The sequence below is a fragment of the Glaciihabitans tibetensis genome (genome assembly GCF_003003265.1).
Classification (GTDB): domain Bacteria; phylum Actinomycetota; class Actinomycetes; order Actinomycetales; family Microbacteriaceae; genus Glaciihabitans; species Glaciihabitans tibetensis.
The window spans coordinates 38572-63236 of sequence record NZ_PVTL01000002.1; the positions used below are offsets into that span (position 1 = coordinate 38572).

Here is a 24665-nt window from a genome sequence, read left to right on the forward strand (position 1 = left end):
GTCACGTCTCGCGTACTCCGCGGGCGGCGAAGCGCTGCTGGATGAGCACCGCGATGACGATGATCGCACCCTTGGTGATCGCCTGTACCGACGTGTTCAGGTTGTTCTGCGTGAAGATGTTGGTGAGTACGTTGAAGATGAGGATGCCGAGCACGGTGCCCACGATCGTGCCGCGACCACCGGCGAGCAGGGTTCCGCCGACCACCACCGCGGCGATCGCGTCCAGCTCGTAGAGGGTTCCGTGGGTTGAGGTTCCCGAGGTGGTGCGGCCGGTCAGCATCACGCCGGCGATACCCGCGGTGAGACCGCCGAGCGCGTAGAGGTACACGATGTGGCGCTTCACGTTAATACCCGCAAGCCGGGTGGCTTCGCGGTTTCCGCCAATTGCGACCGTGCGGCGACCGAACGTGGTGCGGTTGAGCAAGATCCAGCCGGCCGCCGACACGAGAATGAAGATCCAGACCAGGGTGGGGATGCCGAGGAAGCTCCCATCGGAGAACTCCAGAAAGCCGCGCACCCGTACGGTCTGGGTCGTTCGATTCGAGAGGATCTCGGCGAAGCCCCGGGCGGCGATCAGCATGGCCAAGGTGGCCATAAAGGCGACCACGTTGCCGTAGGCGATGATGATCCCGTTGATTACTCCAGCCGCAAGGCCGACGGCGAGCGCAACGATGATCATCAGCGGCCAGAACGACTCGGAGGCGAGTTGCACGGCCGCTAGCGTCGCAACCACCGAGGCGAGACCCAGCACCGAACCAACCGAGAGGTCAATGCCGCCACCGATGATGACGAACGTCATGCCGATGGCGAGCACACCGGTGACAGACGCCAGGCGCACGATTGTGAGGATGTTGTTGACGTTGGTGAAGCGGTCGCCGCTCGTAACCGTTCCCACGATGATAAGCAGAATGAGGGCGATGACCAGCCCGATATTGCGGCCGGCGGCGCTGCCCAGCACGGCGCGCAGCGTCCCGGCAGCGCGGCCCGGAGTGTGGAGCGGGGCGGCGGAGGGGTTCTGGTGACTCATTCGGCGCTTCCTTTCATAACAAGGTCGAGAACGCCCGATTCGTCGATATCGGCGGCGTTACGGATGTCGAGCGTTTCGCCGTCGGCGAGCACGAGCACGCGGTCGGCGAGTCCGAGCACCTCTTCGATCTCGCTCGATACCACCACGATCGCCGTGCCCGCAGCGGACAGCTGGCGGATGAGAGAGTAGATTTCGGCGCGGGCGCCGACGTCGACGCCCCGCGTGGGCTCGTCGAGAAGCAGAACCTTGGTGCCGTGCACGAGCCAGCGCGCGAGGAGCACCTTTTGTTGGTTTCCGCCGGAGAGCAGGCCGACCGCGCGGTCGGGATCGGCGGGCCGGAGCTCCAGTGCCTCGAGCTGAGTGCGGGCCATCGACCGTTCGAGCTTCTCGTTCAGAAAAATCGACCGGGCAAACCGGGGGAACGACGAGAGGGTGACGTTGCGGTACACCGGCTGCTCGAGGATGAGTCCCTGGCTCTTGCGCTCCTCGGGCGACAGGCCGATTCCCTTCGCGACGGCCGTCGGCACAGAGCCCGTGCGAATCGGCGCGCCGTCGACGAAGACCTCGCCGGTCGAGGGTCGCAACGCGCCGTAGATCGCCTCGAGGATCTCCGATCGTCCAGATCCGACGAGCCCGGCGAGCCCAAAGATCTCGCCCGCGCGCACTGCGAACGACACGGGTTCGAATAACCCGCGCACGGAAAGGTTCTCGACCCGCAGCATCTCCGCCGCGGCATCCGGAATAGGCACGGCGGGCGGGAAGACGTTCTCGACGTCCCGGCCGGTCATCAGGGTGATGAGTTGCGCCGTCGGGGTCGCGGAGACCAGCAGCCCGCTCGCGGTGGTGCGACCATCCTTGATGACGGTAATGCGGTCGCCGATCTCGCGGATCTCCGCGAGCCGGTGCGAGATGTACACCACCGCGATGCCGTCGCGTGTGAGTTCCCTGACCACCCGGAACAGGTTCTTCACCTCCTCGGAGTCGAGCACGGCGCTCGGCTCGTCCATCACGATGAGTTTGATGTCGCGTGACAGCGCCCGGGCCATCGAGACGATCTGCTTGTTCGCGGGCGAGAGCGAGCCCACTTCGCGCGAGGGCGACAGGTCGGGATGACCCAGGCGGGCGAGCAGCGCCCGGGTGCGTCGGTGCGCTTCCCGCACCTTGAGCACGCCGCCGGCTGAGAGTTCGTGGCCGAGAAAGATGTTCTCAGCGATGGTGAGCCCGTCGACGACGTCGAGCTCCTGGTACATCGTCGCGATGCCGAGGTCGAGGGCAGCCGTCGGATCTGCGATGCTCACGCCCGACCCCTGCCAGAGGAGTTCGCCAGCCTCGGGGGTGTACACGCCGGAGAGAACCTTGATCAGTGTCGACTTTCCCGCACCATTCTGACCGAGAACGCAGTGCACTTCGCCCGGCACGATCGAGAAGTCGACGCCCTTGAGGGCGGCCACCCCGGCGAAGGACTTCGTGACTCCACGCACCTCAAGCAGGGGTTCTTTATGGTCGACAGTGATCATTCCCGCAATCTAGCAGAGACGAAACAGTTCCTACATAACCCGAAGCGAATTCGTCGGCTTTTGCTTTTTTTCGAGGAAAGTCGTTTCTTTCTCGTTCTGGCTCTGTTACGTTGCCACCAATGTCGACGTGGACAGTGTGATGTGGAACCGGCAGTGCAGCCGGTGAGAGTCGCCCGGATCCCGAGGCATTGGCGAAGAGGCATCCGCATCACACACCCTGGAGGATCCACATGCTTTCCACCCGCTCATCTCGATACCGCGTCTCTGCGGCCATCGGCTCATCGCTTGTCGTCGCCGGGTTGCTCGTCGGCTGTACAAGCGGAACGACCGACCCGGCCGACTCCGGCCCCACGAACAATGCCGAGAACGAGGAAACCGGCGACACCATCGTGATCGGTTTCTCTGGACCGGCCGCCGACCATGGCTGGCTCGGCGCGATCAACTCCGCGGCGATCGCCGAGGCGGCAAAATACCCCGACATCGACCTACGGGTTGCGGAGGGCACGAACGACGCGAGCCTCCAGATCAGCCAGGTTGAGGGGTTCATCAACGACAACGTCGACGCCATCGTTCTGCTGCCCACCGACGGCGCCGCGCTCACGGACGTTGCGACGAAGGCCATGGAAGCGGGGATTCCCGTGATCAACGTGGACCGGGAGTTCTCGTCGACTTTCGCGGCGCGCGTCACGATCCTTGGCGACAACTACGGCATGGGCGTCAGTGCCGGAACCTACATCTGCGAGCAGGTCGGTGACAACCCCGACGCCATCATCGCCGAGATCGCCGGGATCGACTCCCTGCCCCTCACCCAGGACCGAAGCCGGGGTTTCGCTGACGCACTCGATGACTGCGGCCTCGAGGTGTCCAACCGGGTTGCCGCCGACTTCACCGTTGCCGGGGGTGAAGCGGTGACCTCGCAGCTGCTCTCCGCCGCTCCGCAGATTGACGCCATCTGGAACCACGATGACGACCAGGGCCTTGGGGTTCTGGCCGCTATAGATTCGGCCGGGCGCGACGAGTTCATCATGGTTGGGGGCGCCGGGTCAAAGAACGCCATGGAACTCATCCAGTCCGGCGACAGCGTGCTGGAGGCGACGGTCATCTACCCGTCGACGCAGGCAGCGGACGGAATCCGGCTGGCCCGCCTGGTCGCACAGGACAAGGCGCTCAGCGACCTCGTCGAGGTCGAGGTGCCGAACCGTATCGTTCTGAATGCTCCGGTGGTGGATGCGGACAACGTCGAGAAATACCTCCCGACCGCGTTCACGTCCTAAGCACTCGAAGCAGGTGTGGTGTCCCGTCGATCGGCGGGACACCACCTCACAGAAGGCACACTCATGTCATCAGACAGCACGCCGTTGCGCATCGCCATGATCGGACACGGGTTTATGGGGGCCGCCCACTCCCAGGGCTGGCGCACCGCCCCTCGGTTCTTCGACCTGCCGCTTCAGCCGACAATGCAGCTGCTCGTCGGCCGCGACGAGGATGCGGCGCGCGAGGCCGCGGAGCGGTGGGGATGGGCCCAGGTCGCCACCGACTGGCGCACGGTGCTCGACCGTGACGACATTGACGTCGTCGACATCGTTACACCGGGCGACTCGCACGCGGAGATCGCGAGTGCCGCGCTCGAGGCGGGCAAACACGTGCTGTGCGAGAAGCCGCTGGCGACAACGGTCGAACAGGCGGAGGCGATGGCGGATGCCGCGGCTCGCGCACGGAGCAGGGGGGTGGTCGCGATGGTGGGTTTCACCTACCGGCGTGTCCCCGCTGCCACGCTCGCGCGCGACCTCGTGGCCGCAGGGCGCGTCGGCGAGATCCGGCAGGTGCGGGCAAGCTACCGGCAGGACTGGTTGGCCGATGCGGAATCGCCCATGACCTGGCGGCTCGACAAGGCGCGGGCCGGCTCCGGCGCACTGGGTGACATCGGCGCGCACGCGATTGACCTGGCCCAATTCATCAGCGGCCAGCGCATCTCCGCGGTGTCTGGGGTGTTGCAAACGATCGTGCAGCAACGGCCGCTGCTCGCGGAGACCCGCGGGCTGTCGGGCACCGCCGGAGCCGAACGGGGCACGGTGAGTGTCGACGACCTCGCGCTGTTCACCGCGCGGTTCGAATCCGGGGTGCTCGGCAGTTTCGAGGCCAGCCGCTTCGCGACCGGCCGCAAGAACGCGCTGCGTATCGAGGTCTCGGGCTCGGCCGGTGCGATCGCCTTCGACCTCGAGGAGCTCAACGTCCTGCAGTTCTTCGACGCGCGGGCTCCGATCGCCGAGCAGGGATTCACCCGCATCCTGGTCACCGAACCCGAGCATCCGTACGTTGGCGCGTGGTGGCCGGCCGGCCACACGCTCGGCTACGAGCACGGCTTCTCGCACCAGGCGAAGGACTTCGTCGAGGCAGTCAGTGCGGGAGCCCAACCCACTCCGTCGTTTGCCGACGGGTTGCAGGTGCAGCGGGTGCTCGACGCGGTGGAGCGCAGCGCGCACGCGGCCAGCTCGTGGGTTGCCGTGGCAGACACCGTGGCCGCGGCGAGCACCGTTCAGGAAACACACCAAGAGGAGATGCAACCGTGACCCGTCCGATCACCCTGTTCACCGGCCAGTGGGCCGACCTGCCCTTCGAGACGGTGTGTGAGCTCGCCGCCAGCTGGGGCTACGACGGCCTCGAGATCGCGTGTTGGGGTGATCACCTCGATCCCGGGCGCTGGGAGGAACCCGGCTACGTCGAAGGCAAACTGGGGGTGCTCGAGAAGCACGGCCTGAAGGTCTGGGCCATCTCCAACCATCTCAAAGGCCAGGCGGTGTGCGATGATCCGATCGACCAGCGCCACCGTGACATCCTGCCTGATTCGGTTTGGGGTGATGGCAACCCTGAGGGCGTTCGGCGGCGGGCAGCCGAGGAGATGAAGAACACCGCGCGCCTGGCAGCGAAGCTCGGAGTGAAGACCGTCATCGGATTCACGGGATCGTCGATCTGGAAGTATGTCGCGATGTTCCCGCCCGTCTCCCAGGAGGCCATCGACGCCGGCTACCAGGACTTCGCGGACCGCTGGAATCCCATCCTCGACGTCTTCGACGAGGTGGGCGTGCGGTTCGCCCACGAGGTGCACCCGAGCGAGATCGCTTTCGATTACTGGTCGACGGTGCGCACGCTCGAGGCGATCGGCCACCGTGAAGCGTTCGGGCTGAACTGGGATCCGAGCCACTTCATCTGGCAGGACCTTGACCCCGTGAGCTTTCTCTGGGACTTCAAGGACCGGATCTATCACGTCGATTGCAAGGACACCAAAAAGCGGATGAACAACGGCCGTAACGGACGGCTGGGATCGCTGCTGGCGTGGGCGGACCCGCGGCGGGGCTGGGACTTTGTCTCCACCGGCCACGGCGACGTGCCCTGGGAAGACAGCTTTCGCATGCTGAACACCATCGGGTACACGGGGCCCATCTCGGTCGAGTGGGAGGATGCCGGGATGGACCGACTGATCGGCGCCCCGGAAGCTCTCGCCTTCGTGAAGAAGTTCGCCTTCGACGCTCCCGGTGCCGCCTTCGACGCGGCTTTCAGCACTCGCTGAGTTCCGATGATCATCGTCGGATGTCCGTGGCGTTGTGGGCGAAGTGGCCCGTGCGAGACTTGAGCATGGTTGACATAAGTCGCGGATCGACGCTGGGGGGCTCGGGAGCAAGCGAACTCTTCCAGTTGCTGCGCGACGGACTGCCCCGCACCCGCACCGAACTCGCCGCGACCACGGGGCTCGCCCGGTCCACGATCGCGCTTCGGGTGGACGAACTCATGAGCCTCGGCCTGATCAGCCCGGTCGGGGACGCGCAATCCACGGGGGGTCGGCCGTCGTCGCAATTCGCGCTCAACCCCTCCGCGCGGTTTGTGCTTGCCGCCGACCTCGGAGCAACGCACGCCACCATCGCCGTGACCAATCTCAGCGGCACCATCGTCGGGGAGATGACCGGCCCCATTAACATCGCGGACGGCCCGGAGACGGTGCTCACCTGGATGGTCGACACCGGCCGTGCGCTGCTTGAGCAGCACGGGCTCTCGACCGCCGACGTCATCGCGATCGGAATCGGTCTACCCGGTCCGGTCGAGCACAGCACCGGCCGCCCAATCAATCCGCCGATCATGCCCGGCTGGGACCAGTTCGACGTTCCGGAGTTTGTCAGGCAGCATCTCGAGGTGCCCGTACTCGTCGACAACGACGTCAACATCATGGCACTGGGCGAACAGGCCTTTGGCTGGCCACAGACCGACAACCTCCTGTTCGTGAAAGTCGCCACCGGCATCGGTGCCGGGGTCATCTCGGGCGGGCGTCTGCTGCGAGGCGCGCAGGGCATCGCCGGCGACATCGGCCATGTGCGTATCCCTCGCGGCGAGGGTGTCGCCTGCCATTGTGGAAATCGGGGATGTCTCGAGGCCATGGCGTCTGGACCTGCGATCGCCCGCGCGCTCGCGGAGACTGGGCTCGGGGACGGCACGGCCAGCTCGGTCATCGCGCTGGTCAAGCACGGAAACATCGAGGCGATCCAGGCGGTCCGGCAGGCCGGCCGTGACCTGGGGGAGATCCTCACCGCCTGCGTCAGCCTGATGAACCCCTCGGTCATCGCGGTGGGCGGATCGATGGCGGTGGTCGGCGACCACCTGATCGCGGGGGTACGCGAGGTCATCTACGCCCGGTCAATGCCGCTCGCGACCAGTCGGCTGACCATCGCGCAGTCGTCAGCGGGGGTCAACGCCGCGGTGCTCGGCGCGAGCATCCTCGCCATCCACCACGCACTGTCGCCGGAGGGCATCGACCGGATGGTGCTGTAGCCTCCGACGCGGCCGTCGCTGACCGGCACAGCGGCGGTCACTAGCCAACGTTGCGGCGGTTACGGCGTCGCGAACACGTGCGGCGCGAACCGTTCCACGAGAACGGCGAGCGGAGTTCTGCTCGAGACGAGCCGCATGATGTAGGTGCGTCCGGAGACCCTCGACCCGCTGGTGAGGCCGGGTTCGAGCCGCTCGGCGCGGAGACCGGCGGGGATGAGCCCCCACGACTGCAGCTCGCGCGAGACGTGGACTCCGTGATCGCGCAGCAGGCGTCCGATCGGTTGCTCCGTTGTTGCCAGCGCGGTTGCGACGGGAGCGGGGAGTTCGTCGAGGCGGGCGACCACTTCGGCGGCGCCGTGAACGGTACGCCCGGGGCCGATCAGGAGCACGTCGCGCACCAGCAGGCGCTCGCCCGGCTGCACCCCCAGGTTGTGGTGGGCGAGGGCGATGTACTCGCCGGGGTCCGGGCTGTCGTCTTCGTACAGGCTCGAACCGCGGGACACTGCGTCCGCCGGATCCGGAACCGCGATCATCCAGTGCCCGGCTACTTCCACGCTGATCTGTTCGCCCGTGAGGATTTCGAGTGAGGTCGTGGTCAGGCCGTCGCCGCGGAGCACCAGCTGCTCGACCCGGCCGAGTCGCGGGAACTCGTCGGTGGCCTGAAACGGCGGTGTCCGGAGGGTCACTGGTCGACCGCGGTCAGTTCGGCCTGGATGATCCTGGCCAACTCGGTCGCGTGGGGCTCGCGCAGCAGGGAGGTGTGCTCGCTCGCAATGTCAACAATCGTGTGCGGCCCGGCGAGGATCGGGCCCCAGCTCGCGCGCCCGTCGGGGTTTCCGGGAACGAGGGCGAGCAGAACCCGACCGGAATACGCGCTCACGCTGTACCGCCGAGCGGCCAGCTGGCCGTGATCGAAAAAGGCCTGAAACTGGTCTTGTCCAGCGAACGGCACCAGCCCGGCGGCTCTCGCGCGGAGGTGCCGGCCCCATTCCGGCGCGCGGGGAACGCGAGCCAGGGGAACGCGAGCCAGGGGCGTGCGCGCGCGGGGACCGCGTGCCAGGGGACTGCGCGCCAGGGGAACGCGCGCGCGGGGCTCGTCGCTGAACCCGCGCGACGACCCGGTGTCGAAGGATTCCGCGAGGCGAAGCGATCCCGCATGCTTCGGGAGGTACGTGTCGAGCAGGGTCACCATGGCAACGGTCTCGCCCGCCCCCGTCAGCAGCTGTGCGATTTCGAGCGCGACCAGGCCGCCGAACGAGTGACCGACCAGCAGGTACGGTCCGCGCGGCTGGATCACCCGCATGATTGCCAGGAACCTCCGCGCCGCGGCGCCCACCGACCAGTCGGGCACCCCGCGGTTTTCGAGTCCGTGAGCCTGGAACGCGTACATGTTGTGGTCATGGAAGTGGCGCGACAGGGGGAGAAAGGTGAGCGCGAGTGCGCCGGAGCCGGCAAAGCAGAAGATGGGGGTGCGCAGGCCTCCGGCGCGGAGGGTGACCACATCGGGGTGCGTGGGCAGGGAGTCGGTTCCGAGCCGCACCCGCCGGGTGAACTCGCGCAGGGTGGGCGCCTCGAGCAGGTCCGCCGAGGTCATAAAGACGCCGAACCTCTCCCGCACGATGGCGAACAGCTCTTCCGCCGAGAGGGAGTCTCCGCCGAGCGCCATAAAGTCGTCGTCGAGGTTGACCGAGGCGAGGCCGAGCACCTCGCTCCAGATGTCAGCGAGCACGAGTTCGCGCGGGTTCATCGGTTCGCTGCTCACGCTCGGCGCGGGTGCGTCGGGGAGCGAGGCGCGGTCCACCTTGCCGCGTTCGTTGCGCGGCAGCACGGACATCGGCACGATGGCTGCGGGCACCATGTACTCGGGCAGGCGAAGCCGGAGCAGTCGCCGCAGCGCCGCCGGCGAGTGCGGGCGCACCGCGGACTCCTGCACCACGTAGGCGATGAGACGGGTGGGGGTGGCCGAGTCGACCTGAGAGAGCACCACCGACTCCGTCACGCCGGCAATCGCGAGAAAAGCCGCCTCGATTTCACTCGGTTCGACCAGGTAGCCCCGCACCTTGACCGCCGCGTCCGCGCGGCCGAGCAGGACGAGATCGCCGTTCTCGTCGAACCGCCCGAGGTCGCCCTGGCGGCAGAGTCGCCGGCCGTCGTCGCTGAATCCAAAGCGAAGAGCATTGCCCGCGGCATCCGCCCAATATTCGCCCGACATATAGTCGGAGACGGTCACGATCTCGCCCGCCTCACCGGGTGCGGCAAGCGTGGAGTCCTCGCGGAGGAGAAGCACGGTTTTGTTTGCGACGATCTTGCCCGCGGGCACGGTGCCGGTCGGCAGCGGTGCGCCGCCCGGAATCTCATGGGCCGACAGAGTGCCCGTCTCAGACGAGCCGACCCAGTTCACGAACGATGCCGTCGGCACCGTGTGCTTGCGGATCGCCTCGACGTCGCGCCCGTGCACGGCCTCGCCCACCGTCGACACCATCCGCAGGCTGTCGAGTACGGTGTGCTCCGGCAGGGCCGCGACGAGAGACCGCAGCAGGTGCGGCGTGCAGTTCAGGGTGGTCAGCTTCTGATCTTCGATCCAGGAGACGAGCCCACGAACGCCCCCGCTGCGCGGATCGAAGCTCCACAGGCCCGCGCCGTTCAGCAGGGCGACGAACTGCAAAATCGCGCCAGCGGCGAACCCGTACGGCAGCACCATCGCCATCCGGTCGTCGGGCGACAGCCTGAACCGCTGCCCACTGTCCATCGCGTCATTCAGCAGCTGCCGGTGGGTCTGGATGACACCCTTGGGCCGGCCGGTCGATCCCGAGGTGAACACGATCGCGGTCGCATCCCCGTCGCCGCGAGCCATCCCGGCTGACAGAACATTCTCTGCGAGGGGGGCGGATGTCGGCACGCCACCGGCATCGGCCGCGAGAAGCGGTTCCAGCGCCACGACAGTAGAGAGCGCGCTTCCCAGCTCCGGAACGCGCGACAGTTGGGCGGCGTCAGCGACGCAGGCGGTGAGGCCGGCCAGCGCACAGATCTGGCTCAGGCGCTCGGACGGCAGGTGCGGGTCGAGCACCACAACCACACGTCCGGCCTTCAGGATCGCGAGGTAGGCGAGCAGTCCCGCCGCCGTGTGGCCGACGAAGCAGCCGATCGGCGACCCAACGGGGGACTCGCCGGGCGGAAGCTGCCCGGCGAGTCCAATCGCGATCGCGTCGGTGAGTGCATCGGCCTCCGCGAAGGTATAGCTCACGCCCGGTGAGCTGAGCGCGGGATGGTGCGGCAGGGCGGCCACCACCTCCTTCCACCGATGGAGGATCGAGCTCGTGGGTCCGGGCACGACCAGCGGGGCGAGGACCTGGTGGGGTTGGGTGACGGCGCGCATGAGCTGAAAATCCCTCCGGGTAGGGAAGAGCCTGTGCGGGCAGCCTAAGTGACATTTGTTACGTCTGGTCAGGCTTGCGGGCGACCCGGGCATCTGATACCCGGGTCGCCGCTTCGCCTAGCTCGCGCTTGGTCGACGCCGCCCGAAGGTGGTGAGCAGCAGGGCGATCGCTCCGCCGAGCAGCAGCGACAGCCCGAAGACGGCGCCGGGCAGTGTGTGGCCGGCGCCGGTGGCAGCGAGAGTTGCAGGGCCGGGTGCAGGCTTCGCGGCAGGTTCGACGTCGTCCGTGACGCCGTCGGCGGGAACGAGCAGGGTCGGGCGGAGCAATTCGGGCGTCGACGCCGGGGCAACGCGGTGCAGCGTGGCCTGTTCGTAGTCGTACGACATCGACAGCAGTTCCGCATCCTCGCTGCGGGGCGCCGCGAGTTCCAGGCCGACGGCCGCTCCGGTGGAGGTGAAACCGGCCGGCAACGACACGGTCGGGATGCCCGTGTTGGCCCCGAGATCGCAGAACGTCGTGCCCGCCCAGTCGGGGGCGGCCGAGGTCGCGCTGGTCGGCATCGCGAGGGCATCGATGTTGTTGTCGATGAAGAACTGATCCATGGCGGCCTTTCCCTCGTCCTGTTCCGCGATGGCGGCGTCGTAGGCGGCGTTCGGGAGGTCTTCGTTGCTCATGAAGTACGCGATGTCGCCGTCGGTCAGCGATGACTTGCCGTCGGCGATCACGTCGGAGAAGGTGAGCTCGTCGGTGGGTGCGGTGAGCGCGGCGAGACCGGCGGGCCAGGCAGCCTCGGTGGTGGCGAAGAAGTTGTCGATGCTCGGGCGCATGTCGATCCATCCGCCGCTCTTCAGCACGTCGGAAACGTAGTCGCGAGTGAAAGGAACATCGACGATGATCGCGCCCTGAGCCTCAAGGTCGAGGACGGCCTGGTCGATGATCGCCGTCGTCTCAGCAAGACCGGGCCGTGCGGGGTCTTCGACGAAGTCCCACTTCACGTAGCCGATGCGCTTGCCCTCGAGCGACGTACTGCTCAGACCCGCAACATACGCGCCGGTGTCCTGCTCGTCCGCGATCACCGTCTGCGGGTCTGCGGGGTCGTAGCCGGCGAGGACCTCGAGCAGCAGGGCCGCGTCCGTGACCGTTTTCGTCATGGGACCGGACACATCCTGCCGCAGGCTGAGCGGAACGATTCCCGCGACGCTGGTCAGGCCCATCGTGGGACGGTATCCGACCAGGCTCTGGTGCGCGCTCGGCCCGACGATCGAGCCACACGAGTCGGTGCCGAGGCCCGCCGGAGCGTAGCTGGCCGCTACGGCTGCGCCCGTTCCGCCGCTGGATCCACTCGCGCTGTTGGCCTGGTTGTAGGGATTGGTGGTGCGGCCGCGCTCCGAGCTGAGCGTGTAGGTTCCGTGCCAGGCAAACTCGGACAGATTGGTCTTCGCGAGAATGATGGCCCCAGCGTCGCGCAGCCGCTGCACGGCTGTCGCGTCGACCTTGGTCTGGTAGGTGTGGAGGGAGGCACTGCCGGCGGTGGTCGGCATGTCGAAGGTCGCGTAGTTGTCCTTCACCAGGATCGGCACACCGTGCAGCACCCCGCGCAGCGTGCCCGCCGCCCGCTCAGCATCGAGCTCCGCGGCGGTCGCGAGGGCGTTCGGGTTCGCCAGGATGACCGCGGCGAGGCCGGGCTGGCTGCCGTACGGGTTGTCATAGGTGGCGATCCGGTCGAGATATTCCTGCGTCAGGGCCACCGAGGTGGATTCGCCCGACTCGAGCAGCGCCAGCACGTCCGTGATTCCGAGGTCGACGACGTCGGGTGCGGTGCCGCTCGATGCTGGGGGTGGCGAGACCGCCGCGGCGCCGGCCGCTATGGGCGCCAAAGCGCCAGCGCCGACCACGAGGCCGACACAGATCGCGGTCGCCGCGGACACCCGCACCGGCCGCCGGAGCGAGAAGCTGGAAGAGGACATGAGAGGTTCCTTCGAGTGGCGAGTCGGTCAGCAGACTCTCAGTATCGACGGCTCCGGTTTCCGGAGTGTTTCTCACGTGGGTCAATCGGGGTCGGATCTGGCGACCGCGCCGCGAGCGCAAGCGCGACCGCGACCGCACTGCGACCGGGCGTTGGTCGAGCGCGCTCAGCTCAGGATGTCTTTGGTGGCGAAGCGGCCGTAAGCCAGGGCGCCGAAGACCGCGACGTAGCCAAGCTGGAGCAATGCGTTGTCACCAAACGACGCGAGCGACAGCGGCTCCGTGAGCAGTCCGGCGAAATCGAGCCAGTACTGGCTGAACAACCACGGGTGCAGCCACGCGAGCTGGGGGAGTGCGCCGACAATCTGGGCCACCACCGCGAGCACACTCGTGGCTGCCATGGCGCCCACGGGAACCGTGGTGAGGGTCGAAATGAACAGTCCGATTGCGCTCAGCCCGCAGAGGGACACGGTGACGTACGCGGTGAGCAGCAGGCACCGCAGTGCGTAGCCGCCGACGCCCACGGTGTCACCGGACAGGAGGGTGACGGGGCCGATCGGGAACAACGCCGCACCGATCGCCACCCCGACCAGCACCACCACGAGCGTCGCAACCAGGCAGAACGCGGCGGCTCCGATGTACTTGACGACGAGCAGGCGAATGCGGCCGGCCGGCGCCACCAGCAGGTAGCGCAGGGTGCCGAGGCTCGCCTCGCCCGCGATGGTGTCGCCCGCGACAACGCCGACCGTCAGGGGCAGAAACAGCGGAATCGCGACCGTCAGCGCGGTAATTGCGACAAAGAGGCCGTTTTCGGTGATGCTCGACAGGAACGGCGGACCACCACCGCCGGACTCATCGTCGGACGAGAGCCGAACCGCCACGGCGATAAGCAGGGGTACCGCCGCGAGGGCCGCGAGCATCGCCCAGGTTCGCCGCCGTCGGAACAGGACGGTGATCTCGGACACCAGCAGCGCCATTCCGAGTCCACGGGTCGCGTGCGATACGGGCCTACTGGGCAACGTCGAACCCCTCTCCGGTCAGCGCCACAAAACGCTCCTCCAGGCTCGCGCCGACGACGGCGAAACCGCGCACCCGCACCCCGGCCTCCACGAGCGCCGCCGCAATAGTCTCTGCCGCAATCGACGATGCTGCGGGCGAGCTGGCTGCGGGTGACTCCGCTGTGGGCGAGCCGATTGCGGGCGAGCCGGGCGAGAGCGGGGCGCTCACGAGCGGATCGCTGTCTGGGCCGGTGGGATGGGTGGGCTCCGTGACATCCGCCATCAAATTCAACCGGCGGAGAACCGTTACGGCGAGCGCCGGGTCGGGAGTGCGCACCTGCACGGTGGCGATGCCCGCCGCCCGCAGGTCGTCGAGGGTTCCCTGCGCGACGAGCCGTCCGACGCTCATCACGGCGATGTGGGAGCAGATCTGCTCGACCTCCGCAAGGAGGTGGCTGGACAGAAAGATCGTTGTTCCGTCGTCGGCGAGCGAGCGGATCAGGTTGCGCACCTCGCGGGTGCCCTGCGGGTCGAGTCCGTTGCTCGGCTCGTCAAGGATAAGCAGCTGCCGCGGCTGGAGCAGCGCATTCGCGATCCCGAGGCGCTGCTTCATGCCGAGCGAATAGGCGTGCGCGGGTTTGTTGGCGGCGTGGCTGAGCCCGACCCGGTCGAGGGCTGCGTTGACGCGGGCGGTGCGGGTGGCGGATGTCGCGTGCCGGTCAGCTGAATCGAACCGGCGCAGATTCGCCGCTCCAGAGAGGAACGGATAGAACGCGGGTCCCTCGACCAGCGCTCCTACGCGCGGCAGCACCGAGCGGGACCGGTCGGGAATCGCACTGCCGAGCATGCGAATCTGTCCGGTGCTGGCGGAGGCGAGGCCGAGCAGCATGCGAATGGTCGTGGTCTTGCCCGACCCGTTCGGCCCGAGGAATCCGAAGACGGCGCCCCGCGGCACCGCTAGGCTCAGATCATCCACGGCGACCTGTCGGCCAAAGTTCTTCGTCAGCCCGTGCGTCTCGATGGCGAGCGAGTCGCCCGCCGCGTCGGTCACAGGACGGTCATCGTATGGCCGACGCGGCGGTGCCTGTTGTGTCTGGTCTCGGGGCCGGTCACGGCGTGCTCTGAGCCGCGGCCTGCAGCTGTTCGCCGGAAACGGCTCCCACGAACACTCGTCCGTCTGCGCTGAGCAGTACGGACACCAGAGCGCTCTCGAACAGGCGACCCTCGGGCACTGCCGTAGTCAGTTGGTCGAGCAGTTGGGCAGCCTCTGCCGACTCGCCCATGCCTTCGCCGGCTTCGGTGCCATCGCTCGCGTCGGAGGGCGCCGCGCCCGCTGGGCCAGCTGCGCCGAGGGCTTCGGCGGGGATGACCAGGATGGACGACCAACCCTCGCCGAGCACCGTGGGAACGGCGCTTTCCGGGATCGCTTCGCCGGTGACGTCCATGCCGTCCAGCTCGCCCGTGCCGGGAGTTGCCGAATGGTCGCCGTCTGCAGCGGTGAGGTCCTTCTCGGTGACGGTGGCGTCCGCCGGGGGATCGAACGCGAACAGGGTGGAGTCGGGCGCCTCGAAGGTGATCGAGCTGAACTCGACCGCGAATGCGGGGGTGTCCTGCCCGGTGGCGGCTACGGTCACTGCCAGCGGAAGCCCCGTCTCCGCATCCACGGACAGCACGACGGAGTCCACCAGCGTCGCGGGGGAGCCGGAACCGGCGGCACCAGAATCGGCGGCGCCTGAATCTGGGGTCAGCGTCAGGGTGTAGACGGAGCGCCCGGCGACTCGCGCGGTTTCACCGACCTCGATTGTGGTGGATGGCTCGATCGTTTCGAGCAGCGTTGCGGCGAGTGCCGCGGGGGTAGCAGGAACCTCGGGTGGCAGCGCGGCGGAGGCGGGTGGGCTCGCAACATCGCTCGGAAGCAGCACGTGCACTGCCTCGTTGTCCTGCGAGCTGTAGAGCCAGACATCGGACCCGTTGACGATAACGTCGCGTTGCGCGAGCGTGTCCATCAGTTGGAATCTCGCGGTCTGGTCCGCCCCGATGTAGACCCGTGCAGTGTGCGACCCAGTGAGCAACTCGAGCGCCGTGCCGACCGAAGAGTCCGACGAACCTGACGACGATCCCGGTCCCATCGCGGGAAGCTCCGGCAGTCCGAATTCGGAGGTCTGCTCGACGGTGCCGGAGTACGTCGCGTCGACACTGTCAGCGACCAGCTCGAGCACCTCCTGGGCTGACCGGTCGGGGAGATCGGGGGAGGAGTCGGCGAAAGCGGGAACGGTCACGGCCACCGCGAACACGGTGACGGGCACGATTGCAGCCGGAAGCCAGCGCCTGACATTCTTCTGGCCGCTGGACCTCCTCGTTGAGGTTGGGGATTCGACGTCTTTGTTCACCACACTGCCCTTTCTCTCCCTCGCACGCTATACCCGTCCGGGTGGCTATGGCTGGGATTCCGACGTGAAAACGACGGGGTGGGGCAGGCGCTGCGTCGGTGGCACTATGGGGGAATGACGCTGCACATTACGGGAGACTCCAACGCCGACACCCTCCTGAGCGACGATTCCTTCGCCCTGATACTCGGGATGCTGTTGGACCAGCAGGTGACGATGGAGTCCGCCTTTGCTGGCCCGTTGAAGATCCGGGACCGTGCCGGCACCCTCGAGCCGGCCGCGCTCGCCGATTTCGACCCGGATGAGCTCGTCGAGGCCTTCCGGGTCAGCCCCGCAGTCCACCGCTACCCGGGTTCGATGGCCGGTCGCGTGCAGGCGCTCGCTCGAGCGATAGCCGACGACTGGAACGGGGATGTAACTGGCATCTGGACCACCGGCGACCCGGACGGTGCGGAGATTCTGCGCAGACTCGAGGCGCTGCCGGGTTTCGGGCAACAGAAGGCGAAGATCTTTTTGGCGCTGCTCGGGAAACGTCTCGGGATTACCGCGACCGGATGGCGCGAGGCATCCGCCCCCTACGGAGAAGAGGGATCATTTCGCTCGGTCGCCGACATCGTTGACGCGGAATCGCTGGGGCGCGTTCGCGAGACGAAAAAGGCAGCGAAGGCGGCCGCCAAGAAGAAGTAGTCAGCGGCGGGGTGGCCCATCGGGAACAAATCCCGCCGCGGAAGGTTGTTACCCGTATGCCCATTCCCCTGTCTCTCCTGGATCTGGCGCCCATCACCCCCGGACGCACCGCCCGCGATTCCTTTTCCGCCTCAGTCGCCCTGGCGCAGGCGGGCGAGAAGCATGGCTACCGCCGTGTCTGGTACGCCGAGCACCACAACATGCCCTCGATCGCGTCTTCGGCGACCAGCATCCTGATCGGGTACGTGGCGCAGCAGACCTCGAGCATCCGCCTCGGTTCCGGCGGCATCATGTTGCCCAACCACGCACCCCTCACCATCGCTGAGCAGTTCGGCACCCTCGAAACCCTCTTCCCCGGTCGCATCGACCTGGGCCTGGGGCGCGCCCCCGGCAGTGACCAGAACACCATGCGGGCGCTCCGCCGCAGCCCCTCGTCGGCCGAATCGTTCCCGCAGGACATCGTCGAGCTGCAGGGATACCTCCGCGGCGAATCCGTGATCCCCGGGGTGCAGGCAGTGCCCGGCGCGGGAACCAACGTGCCGCTGTACATCCTCGGGTCGTCCCTGTTCGGTGCTCAGCTGGCGGCCGCGCTCGGCCTCCCGTTCGCTTTCGCTTCCCACTTCGCGCCCGACGCGCTGCACGAGGCCGTCGCGCTCTACCGCCGGGACTTCCGCCCGTCGGTGCAGCTGGCAGAACCGCACCTGATCGTCGCCGTCAACGTCGTGGCCGCGGACGATGCCGATGACGCGCAGCGGCAATTCAGCACGACCCGCCGCGAGCGAGTGCGCGGCATGCTCTCGCGCGGACCGGCGACGCCGCAGTACAGCGACGCAGACATTGACTCGTTCCTGCAGACCCCGGATGGAATCCACATCGCGAAGATGATGAAGTACACCGCGGTCGGCACAGGCGCGGACGTCAAGGCCTACCTCGACGACTTCGCCGCGACCACCGGAGCCGACGAGCTGATCATCGCGCACCAGTCGCCCACCGTCGAGCAGCGCCTGGTCTCGGTCGAGCTGACCGCGCTCGCGATGAATGCCGAGGTCGCCCAGCCGGCCTAGCCGCTGGTGCGGTGACCTGGTTAGCGGCTGGCGCGACCCGCGCGCCAGGCGCGCCAGGCGCCGGTGGACCACAGGGCCCAGATCACGAGCAGCGGCTGGAACAGCAACCGGAACCCGCGGGCGGCGTCGGTGTCGAGACCGAACGAGTTCGTGCGGGTTGCCAGCTGGGAGATGTTGCCGGGGAAAATGGCAACGAAGAATGCGGCAACGACCCAGCCCACCGTGACGCGGTGTTTCGGCGCGGCCACCAGAGCGAGACCAAGACCGATCTCGACAACGCCGGACGCCAGTACAACGAAGTCCTTATCGAGGGGCAACCACTCGGGGACCTGGGCCTGAAAAGCTTCCCGATTGAACGAAAGATGGCTCACGCCCGCGAACATCAGCGCCGCGCCTAGTCCGATTCGCCCGATTGTGCGGGGGATGGAGGTAGGGGCCTTCTGTGCGACAATCCGGTTTTGCTTCATATTCGAAGTATATAGAGGACCTTCCGTTAGACCTACTCTCGGAACTACAGTGGGACGATGGCCGCCGAGCTAACCCTGGGTGCGGAAGAAGAACTCCACCTCATCGATCTGGATAGCTGGAAGCTCGCCGCGCGCGCACCTCAGGTGCTGTCGCGGCTGTCGGCAGCCAACTACACCGCGGAGATACAGCGCACGACGGTCGAGACGAACACCGACGTTGTCACCTCTCTATCCGGTCTCCGCGACGAGCTGCTTCGGCTGCGCCGCGGGGTCATCGACGTCGCGGGGGAGGACGGCATGGGTATCGCCGCGGTGGGAACAGCGCCGCGTTCCGTGTTCGCCGACTTCGAACTCACGGCCACCGGCCGGTACGGCCGGATGCAGGAGCAGTACCGCCTGCTCGTGGACGAGCAACTCATCTGTGGGACGCAGATTCACGTGGGAGTGTCTGACCGTGACCTGGCGGTGCAGATCGCGCAGCGGGTGGCGAGAGAACTGCCCATTTTTCTCGCGCTTTCGGCCAGCTCACCATTCTGGAACGGCCTCGACACCGGATACGCGAGTTTTCGCACCATTATCTGGCAGCGCTGGCCAAGCGCCGGCGCCACGGGGCCGCTCGGATCCGCCGCCGAATACGATGAATTGCTCTCTGACCTTATCCACACCGGCGTCATCGCTGACTCGAAGATGGCCTACTTCGACGTGCGTCCCTCGTCGCACGCCCCCACCCTCGAACTGCGCATCGCCGACGCGTGCCCGATCGTGGACGATGCCGTGCTCATCGCTGGCCTGTTCCGAGCGGCCGTGCGCGCAGCGGAACTGGACATCGTGGCCGGAGTGTCGTTCGTTCCGACGGCGGTGCCGCTCCATCGGGCCGCGATGTGGCAGGCCGCGCGGGGCGGACTGTCGAGCAACCTTCTCGGGCCGGGGCTGCACCCGCGTCCGATACCCGCAGAACGTGCCGTCCGGCAGCAGGTGCAGAGGCTCCGTCCCCAGCTCGAGGAGCTCGGTGACTACGCCCAGGTCAGCCAGCTGGTCGAGTCCGTCCTCGCCCGCGGCACGTCTGCAGACCGCCAGCGTGCCGCGTTTGCCGAGCGCGGCAGCCTCGATGACGTCGTCGAGCTGGTGGTGCAAGAAACCCACGGGCCAGCCGAGGGTACGGCGCCCGCGACCGTGCCGCTTCCCCGCTACCGGGTGCGGGCGGGAGACGAAGCGATCGGCCGCGGCGCCCAGCCGAAGTCTCACTACCGCGCCATCATCGATTTCTACAGCGGGCTCGACGCCGCGGCGCTCGCCGAGCGGCACACCGAACGCGACCGCGCCAGCACCAGGATGGGGCTTAACTTCGGCGTCGAGGGCGAAAAGCAAGGTTTTCACATCGACCTGGTGCCGCGGGTGATCTCGCGTCACGAGTGGGCGGAGCTGTCCGCCGGTCTGATCCAACGGGCCCGCGCGGTGGAAGCCTTCCTCGAAGACATCTACGGCGACCAGCGCGTCCTCCGTCACGGCATCGTCACGGCCGAGTCCGTCGTGGGATCTCCGGGCTGGCGCGAGGAAGCGCTGCGACTGCCGCCCGGCACAATCCGCGCCCCGATCATGGGATTCGATCTCGTGCGCAACGAGTTCGGCGAGTGGCGCGTTCTCGAAGACAACGTACGTGCCCCGAGCGGAGCAGCCTACGCCATCGCGGCGCGCTCCCTGCTGGACACCGTAGTGCCCGAGCTGCCGCGGCCCGACGGCCTGCTCGATCCGACGAGCGCCCTGAAGGTGCTCCACGACTGCTTGCTTGCCCGCAGCCCCGGCGGCACGGGCGCGCTGCTGTCCAGTGGCGTGGAAAGCAGCGCGCGCTACGAGCACCGGGCGTTGGCCGCCGGCGCCGAGCTGCTTCTGGTGGAGGCGGATGATCTGCGCGTTGACGGCGGACGAGTCATCCACCGGTCCACAGGCACCACAATCGACGCACTCTATCTGCGCCTGGATGGTGAGCTGGTTGACCTCGTCGACGACACCGGTCATCCCATCGGGGCAGACGTGATGGATGTCGCGGCGGCCGGCCGGGTGTTCCTCGCCAATGCTCCGGGAAACGGTGTCGCCGACGACAAGGCGATGTATTGCACGATGCCCGAACTGATCGCCTACTACCTACGGGAACGCCCCCTGTTGGAATCGGTGCCGACGTATCGCACCAGCGACGAAACCGAGCGGCAGATCGTGCTGGAGCGGGTCGGCGAACTGGTCACCAAGCCGGTTGACGGCCAGGGCGGCAACGGCATACTCATCGGGCCCACCGCGGTGGCCGCCCAGGTATCCGAGCGGCGAGCGGAGATCCTGCAGAACCCCGAGGCGTGGATCGCCCAGGAGGTGGTGTCGCTGTCGCTGCACCCCACCTTCTCCGACGGCAAGCTGGAGCCGCGGCGCGTCGACCTGCGGGCGTTTGTGTACGTCACCGGGCCCGATCCTGAGCATTACCGGGTCGCTGATGTGGCTTTGACCCGGGTCGCGCCGGAGGGGCGCCTGGTCGTCAACTCGTCCCAGGGCGGAGGCGGCAAGGACACCTGGATCGTGGGTGCGGCCTCGACCGCAGGGTCTGAGGAGGACTAGTCGATGTGCGGGCTGGCCGGGGAAGTGCGTTTCGACGGGCGGTCCGCTGACCTGGGCGCGGTGGAGCGGATGACGGGCTGCCTCGTGCACCGCGGGCCGGACGGCGACGGGGTATGGGCGCGCGGACCGGTGGCGCTCGGCCACCGACGGCTGTCGATCATCGACCTCAGCGTCGCCGGAGCGCAGCCCATGGTAGACCCCGTGCTCGGCCTGACGACGGTCTTCAACGGGTGCATCTACAACTTCAAGCAGCTGCGCGGCGAACTGGAGTCCGCTGGCCACTCCTTCTTCTCCCATTCCGACACCGAGGTCATCGGCAAGGCGTATGCCGAATGGGGGATCGACTGCGTTGACCACTTTCTCGGCATGTTCGCCTTTGCGATCATCGAACATCGTCGAGGGCGGATGATCCTTGCCCGCGATCGCCTCGGCATCAAGCCCCTCTACCTCGACCAGACAACCGAGCGGTTGCGGTTTGCCTCGACCGTGCAGGCGCTGCTGGCCGGAGGGGGCACGGACACCTCGCTCGACACCACCGCGCTCGCCGAGTACCTCACCTGGCACTCGGTGGTTCCGGCGCCGCGCACGATCCTTGCCGGCGTGCAGAAACTCCCGCCGGCGACCGTGCGCGTGGTGGACGCCGATGGTTCGAGCGCCGACCACGTCTACTGGGAGCCCGAGTTCACCCGCGATCCGGAGCGTGCGGACTGGTCATCCCGCGATTGGGAAGACGCCCTGATTGCGAGCCTCCGCACGGCGGTCGACCGGCGGATGGTGGCCGACGTGCCGGTCGGGGTGCTGCTGTCTGGCGGCATCGACTCCAGCCTGGTCGTCGCGCTGCTCTCCGACGCCGGGCAGCACGACCTGACCACGTTCAGTATCGGTTTCGAGTCGGCCGGCGGTGAGACCGGCGATGAGTTCGAGTACTCGACCCTCGTCGCCCAGCAGTTCGGCACCCGGCATCATCGCATCAGGATCACCAATGATCGGCTGCTTCCCGGGCTCGACGCGACCGTGCGGGCGATGAGCGAGCCGATGACGAGCCACGACTGCGTCGCTTTTTACCTGCTCAGTCAGGATGTCTCGCAGTCGGTCAAGGTGGTGCAATCTGGTCAGGGCGCCGACGAGGTGCTCGGCGGCTACGACTGGTACCCGCCGCTCGCAAATGTCGCCCGGGGAGCCGCCGTCGAGGCGTATTCGTCGGTGTTCTTTGACCGGCGCTGGGCCGCGCTGCGTGAGCTGCTCCGACCCGAATGGCAGATCGGCGCCGACGCCCCCACCGAATTCATCACCCAGCGGTTTGGCCGGCCCGGAGCGCAGACCGCGGTGGATGCGGCGCTCCGCAATGACACGACGGTGATGCTCGTGGATGACCCGGTGAAACGGGTCGACAACATGACCATGGCCTGGGGGCTGGAGGCGCGCGTGCCCTTCCTCGATCACGAGTTTGTGGAGCTTGCCGGGCGAATTCCTCCCGAGCTGAAGCTCGCCGACGGCGGCAAAGGGGTACTGAAGCGCGCCAGCCGCGGCATCGTGCCCGACGCGGTGATCGATCGCACCAAGGGGTACTTTCCGGTACCCGCCATCCGCCAATTGGAAGGCCCCTACCTCGATCGGGTACGTGAGGCGCTGACCGACCCGGCTGCCGTGCGTCGCGGCCTGTTCGCCCCGGACACGATCGAGGCGATGCTCGCATCCCCGAACACCATCCGCACGACGCTCGGTTCCAACGCGCTCTGGCAGCTTGCGGTGCTGGAGATGTGGCTGCAGGAAAACGGGATTTCGTGAGCGCGGCAGCGCCACTTGAGGACCCGGCCGGGGACGCTGCCGAGAACGCGTTCGGGGACGCTGCCGAGAACGCACCCGAGAACACGCCCGCTGAGGGAACCGCCGCCGCGGGCATCTGGCTGGCGAAGCAGCTCGTGGGCGCGTGGGGGAGCTGGGGTCCGACGCTGTCCTCCGACGCGCTGCGGGTCGCGTTCATCAGCGATCGGCGGGGCACACCCGAATTGTGGGTGCAGACCGGCGACGACGCTGCAGCCGCAGCGCTGCCCATCAGCCTGTCGGAGGACCCCGTTCTTGCCGTGCGCTGGTCGGCGGATGACGCCTGGCTTGCCTGCGCGGTCGCGACCGACGGCGGGGTGCGCACCCAGGTGTGGGTGGTTCGGCCGGACGGCTCTGACGCGCGCCGACTTGCGGGCTCCCGAGAGGTGCACGCCCAGCTCGGGCCCTGGACGCGCAGCGGGCATCGCGTTGTCGTGACGATCCCGTCGACCGAGCCGGGCGAACCCACGCTGAGCCTGCTTGCGGACCCGGCAACCGGCGAATTCACCACCCTCGCCACCGGCGACCTGATCACCGTGCTTGACCTGTCGATCGAGGAGCGGCTGGCAGTGCTCCGCGACGGCCGGCGCGGCCATCAATTCTGTGTCGTCGTCGACCGGCTCGCCGATCAGGCGCACACCCTGCTGCCGCAGTCGGCCGTGGGGTCAACCGAGGTCGCGCTGGTGCGGCCCGCGCCGGAGGGCGACCCGAACCCCCTGGTCGTGTACCTCGTAACCGAGGCGCTGTCGTCGCGGCACGAGCTGGTGGCCATGCCGATCGGTCCGAACAACTGGAGGGGGACGGCCCGGGTTCTCGCCGCGCGACCGGATGCCGACCTGGAGGGCCTCGATGCGGATGACGCGGGACGGCTGCTTCTGTTGGTCTGGAATGTGGTGGGCACGAGCGAGATCGAGCTGCTCGACACCACGACCGGACGCGCAACCCGCGTGCCGGAGCTTCCCGGGCTGGTTGCCTCCGATCCCATCCTCAGTCGCGACGGCAGCACGGTGGTGCTGGGCGTTGAAAGTCCCGAGCGCCCGCGCGAGATCTGGCGTCTCGATACCGGGACGCTTCTCTGGAATCGGGTAACGGACGTGCCGGAGCTGCCCCGGCGGTCGCTGGTGCGCCCCACGCTCGAGGCGTACGTCTCGGGAGACGGCTTGCCGCTCACCGGCTGGCTCTACCGCGCGCCGGATTCGGCGGGAGCTCGGCCCGGACGGGCGATGCTGAGCCTGCACGGCGGACCGGAGGCGCAGGAGCGCCCCACGTTCAGCCCGCAGCACCAGGCCATGGTGGCGGCGGGCATCACCGTTTTCGCCCCCAACGTGCGCGGATCGTCGGGATTTGGGCGTGCTTTTGTGCACGCGGATGACGTCGAGGGCCGCTACGGTGCGTTCGCCGACGTGATCGCGTCGGCTCGCCACGTGGTTAGTCTGGCGGCCGCCGACCGGGAGTCGATCGCCGTCACCGGGCGCTCCTATGGTGGCTATCTGACGCTCGCCTCCCTGGCTTTCACCCCGGGGGTGTTCGCCGCGGGGGTGGATATCTGCGGGATGTCCGATCTCCATACCTTCTACCGGGACACCGAGCCGTGGATCGCGGCCGCGGCGGTCACCAAGTACGGCCATCCACGACGCGACCGCACGCTGCTGCGGGCGATCTCGCCGCTGCGATCGGTGGACGCCATCGCTGTTCCGCTGCTGGTTGTGCACGGGGAACACGACACCAATGTGCCTATCGGAGAGGCCCACCAGATCGTTGCGGCACTGCGGAAACGGCGCAGGACCGTCGACTACCTCGAGCTTGAGGGGGAGGGGCACGACTTTCGGCGAGCGGACTCGCGCATTCTGCTGATCAGCACGATGATCGAGTTTCTCTGGGAGCACCTTCCGCCCGGACGCGACCCCGGATCCGATCCCGGACCCTAGCTACC

17 protein-coding genes and 2 pseudogenes are annotated in these 24665 nt (G+C 67.6%); 9 read left to right on the forward strand and 10 right to left on the reverse strand.

All coding sequences use genetic code 11. From position 1 onward, the window contains the following. Position 1 precedes the first annotated feature (1 nt). Together B0I08_RS04025 and B0I08_RS04030 are read right to left on the reverse strand one after the other, a co-directional pair. Positions 2–1027: an ABC transporter permease gene (locus B0I08_RS04025; RefSeq protein WP_106210119.1), complete on the reverse strand. Its 1026-nt coding sequence runs from the start codon at positions 1025–1027 to the stop codon at positions 2–4. Beyond that, positions 1024–2544: a sugar ABC transporter ATP-binding protein gene (locus tag B0I08_RS04030; protein WP_106210121.1), complete on the reverse strand. Its 1521-nt coding sequence runs from the start codon at positions 2542–2544 to the stop codon at positions 1024–1026. The genes B0I08_RS04025 and B0I08_RS04030 overlap by 4 nt, the downstream gene beginning before the upstream one ends. Before the next feature lie 230 nt (positions 2545–2774). On the opposite strand from B0I08_RS04030, the gene B0I08_RS04035 reads away from it, so the two are divergent. The 4 genes from B0I08_RS04035 to B0I08_RS04050 all read left to right on the forward strand — a co-directional run bounded on the left by B0I08_RS04035 (position 2775) and on the right by B0I08_RS04050 (position 7362). Further along, positions 2775–3818 (forward strand): substrate-binding domain-containing protein, encoded by a 1044-nt coding sequence (locus B0I08_RS04035; protein WP_106210123.1) that lies wholly within the window; start codon positions 2775–2777, stop codon positions 3816–3818. A 63-nt stretch (positions 3819–3881) separates the two neighbouring features. Further along, a complete protein-coding gene (locus B0I08_RS04040) occupies positions 3882–5114 on the forward strand; it encodes a Gfo/Idh/MocA family protein (protein WP_245884512.1) in 1233 nt (410 codons plus the stop codon). Continuing rightward, positions 5111–6112, forward strand: coding sequence for a sugar phosphate isomerase/epimerase family protein (locus B0I08_RS04045; protein ID WP_106210125.1), 1002 nt, complete (start codon positions 5111–5113; stop codon positions 6110–6112). Before B0I08_RS04040 ends, B0I08_RS04045 begins: the two co-directional genes overlap by 4 nt. A 65-nt stretch (positions 6113–6177) precedes the next feature. Beyond that, positions 6178–7362 (forward strand): ROK family transcriptional regulator, encoded by a 1185-nt coding sequence (locus B0I08_RS04050; RefSeq protein WP_106210781.1) that lies wholly within the window; start codon positions 6178–6180, stop codon positions 7360–7362. A gap of 59 nt (positions 7363–7421) precedes the next feature. Here B0I08_RS04050 and B0I08_RS04055 read toward each other — a convergent pair whose 3' ends face one another. The 7 genes and pseudogenes from B0I08_RS04055 to B0I08_RS04080 form a co-directional block, all read right to left on the reverse strand. Continuing rightward, positions 7422–8048 (reverse strand): chorismate--pyruvate lyase family protein, encoded by a 627-nt coding sequence (locus tag B0I08_RS04055; protein ID WP_106210127.1) that lies wholly within the window; start codon positions 8046–8048, stop codon positions 7422–7424. Continuing rightward, positions 8045–10738 (reverse strand): AMP-binding protein, encoded by a 2694-nt coding sequence (locus tag B0I08_RS04060; protein WP_181243211.1) that lies wholly within the window; start codon positions 10736–10738, stop codon positions 8045–8047. Before B0I08_RS04060 ends, B0I08_RS04055 begins: the two co-directional genes overlap by 4 nt. Before the next feature lie 117 nt (positions 10739–10855). After that, positions 10856–12706 carry an amidase gene (locus B0I08_RS04065; RefSeq protein ID WP_106210131.1) on the reverse strand — a complete coding sequence of 617 codons (1851 nt, stop codon included), beginning with the start codon at positions 12704–12706 and terminating at the stop codon, positions 10856–10858. A gap of 165 nt (positions 12707–12871) precedes the next feature. Further along, entirely contained in the window at positions 12872–13681 is an 810-nt protein-coding gene (locus tag B0I08_RS04070) for an ABC transporter permease (RefSeq protein ID WP_106210133.1), read from the reverse strand. 31 nt (positions 13682–13712) lie between these two features. Continuing rightward, positions 13713–13823 (reverse strand): annotated as a pseudogene (locus tag B0I08_RS18275) (ABC transporter ATP-binding protein); the annotation flags it as partial. A gap of 381 nt (positions 13824–14204) precedes the next feature. After that, positions 14205–14753 (reverse strand): annotated as a pseudogene (locus tag B0I08_RS18280) (ABC transporter ATP-binding protein); the annotation flags it as partial. Positions 14754–14811: 58 nt separating this feature from the next. After that, positions 14812–16008, reverse strand: coding sequence for a LolA family protein (locus tag B0I08_RS04080; RefSeq protein ID WP_106210137.1), 1197 nt, complete (start codon positions 16006–16008; stop codon positions 14812–14814). A 198-nt stretch (positions 16009–16206) separates the two neighbouring features. Here B0I08_RS04080 and B0I08_RS04090 point away from each other — a divergent pair, with 198 nt between their 5' ends. Both B0I08_RS04090 and B0I08_RS04095 read left to right on the forward strand, forming a co-directional pair. Then, entirely contained in the window at positions 16207–16776 is a 570-nt protein-coding gene (locus B0I08_RS04090; RefSeq protein ID WP_106210141.1) for an HhH-GPD-type base excision DNA repair protein, read from the forward strand. A gap of 56 nt (positions 16777–16832) precedes the next feature. Next, positions 16833–17840 (forward strand): LLM class flavin-dependent oxidoreductase, encoded by a 1008-nt coding sequence (locus B0I08_RS04095; protein WP_106210143.1) that lies wholly within the window; start codon positions 16833–16835, stop codon positions 17838–17840. Between the two features lie 20 nt (positions 17841–17860). Here the strand turns inward: B0I08_RS04095 and B0I08_RS04100 are convergent, their stop codons facing one another. After that, positions 17861–18307 carry a DoxX family protein gene (locus B0I08_RS04100; RefSeq protein ID WP_106210145.1) on the reverse strand — a complete coding sequence of 149 codons (447 nt, stop codon included), beginning with the start codon at positions 18305–18307 and terminating at the stop codon, positions 17861–17863. A 57-nt stretch (positions 18308–18364) separates the two neighbouring features. Here B0I08_RS04100 and B0I08_RS04105 point away from each other — a divergent pair, with 57 nt between their 5' ends. From B0I08_RS04105 to B0I08_RS04115, 3 genes are read left to right on the forward strand one after another with little or no spacing between them, the layout of a single operon-like run. Next, positions 18365–20908 carry a carboxylate--amine ligase/circularly permuted type 2 ATP-grasp protein gene (locus tag B0I08_RS04105; RefSeq protein WP_106210147.1) on the forward strand — a complete coding sequence of 848 codons (2544 nt, stop codon included), beginning with the start codon at positions 18365–18367 and terminating at the stop codon, positions 20906–20908. Between the two features lie 3 nt (positions 20909–20911). After that, entirely contained in the window at positions 20912–22696 is a 1785-nt protein-coding gene (locus tag B0I08_RS04110; protein WP_106210149.1) for an N-acetylglutaminylglutamine amidotransferase, read from the forward strand. Beyond that, positions 22693–24660 (forward strand): S9 family peptidase, encoded by a 1968-nt coding sequence (locus B0I08_RS04115; protein WP_219905610.1) that lies wholly within the window; start codon positions 22693–22695, stop codon positions 24658–24660. Before B0I08_RS04110 ends, B0I08_RS04115 begins: the two co-directional genes overlap by 4 nt. Positions 24661–24665 lie beyond the last annotated feature (5 nt).